Below are 1,319 nucleotides of genomic sequence, written 5' to 3' on the forward strand. Positions count from 1 at the left end.
TGTCCCGTCCTGAAATAAGTTGACATCTAACTCAGCTTATTATGAAAAAAGAACTAAAGAACAATTTACGACGGAGTCAGCGAGATTATAGCCTAGCTTTTAAATTATCTGTTGTCAGTCAAGTCGAAAAAGGCGAACTCACCTACAAGCAAGCACAATCTCGTTATGGTATCCAAGGACGAAGTACGGTTTTGGTTTGGTTAAGAAAACTTGGTAACTTAGATTGGAGTTTACCAAAGCAACACGCTATGAATAAGCATATTGATCCTAGTCCAGAACAACGTATTAAGTTGTTAGAAAAGGCTTTGAAAGATGAACAGGATCGCAATCTAGTTTACAAAACTATGCTTGAGATTATGGAAAAAGAATATGGTATGATCGTGCCAAAAAAGTTTTTACCCAAACAGTCGAAAGGCTTCGAGAAAAAGGATTAATAAGCCTTTCCAAAGTCTGTAGACTGTTTGGGATTAGTCGGCAAGGTTACTACCAAAAATTAAACCGTATCCATTCCCGGCTATTAGAGTTGAAACAAATTAAGCAGGAAATTCTGAAAGAACGGATGTACCTTCCCCGTTTAGGAACGCGTAAGCTGTACTTTATGTTGAAAGAACGATTTAATACGCTTCACATCAAAATAGGCAGAGATGCGCTGTTCAATTTCTTACGTTCGGAACATTTATTAATAAAGCCCGCAAGAAGTTATATCAAAACAACCAATTCAAAACATTGGTTGCATAAGTACCCCAATCTTCTAAAAGAGAAAAAAGCTGTCAGAGCAGAAGAAATATGGGTTTCTGACATCACTTATATTCAAACTAAGGAAAAAACTGCCTATTTAAGTTTAGTAACGGATGCTTGGTCTAGAAAAATTGTAGGATTTCATTTACATCATGATTTAAGCACTGATGGTGTCGCTAAAGCATTAAAAATGGCTATTAAATCAAGAACAAGCCATCTCCCTTTGATACATCATTCGGATAGAGGATTACAATATTGTTCAATGCAATATCAAGAAATACATCGTGAAAACAACATTATTTGCTCCATGACTGATGGTCATGATTGTTATCAAAATGCTCTTGCTGAGAGGATAAATGGTATATTGAAAAATGAGTTTCTGATTAGCAGGCCTAAAAACATTAAACAAGCAAACACCATGATTAGGCAATCAGTGAAATTATATAATAATAGAAGACCACATACAGCATTAAAATATAAAACACCTAGTCAAGTACATAAACAAAAAATCCTTACTTGAAATAGTCAAGTAAGGATAATTATCGTTAAATTTATATGTCAACCTATTCTAGGACGCTACA

At 34.8% G+C, this 1,319-nt stretch carries 1 protein-coding gene; it reads left to right on the forward strand.

The window, feature by feature from the left end; genetic code table 11:
• Positions 1–41: 41 nt before the first annotated feature.
• Positions 42–1,258, forward strand: a protein-coding gene (locus C8N37_RS22630) for an IS3 family transposase (protein ID WP_108161036.1) whose coding sequence is annotated in 2 segments (ribosomal slippage) — positions 42–375 and positions 375–1,258 — 1,218 coding nt in all. Because the reading frame shifts where the segments join, the coding sequence is not laid out codon by codon here.
• Positions 1,259–1,319: the final 61 nt, after the last annotated feature.

The sequence above is a fragment of the Sphingobacterium faecium genome (assembly GCF_003054045.1).
GTDB classification, from domain to species: Bacteria; Bacteroidota; Bacteroidia; order Sphingobacteriales; family Sphingobacteriaceae; genus Sphingobacterium; species Sphingobacterium faecium.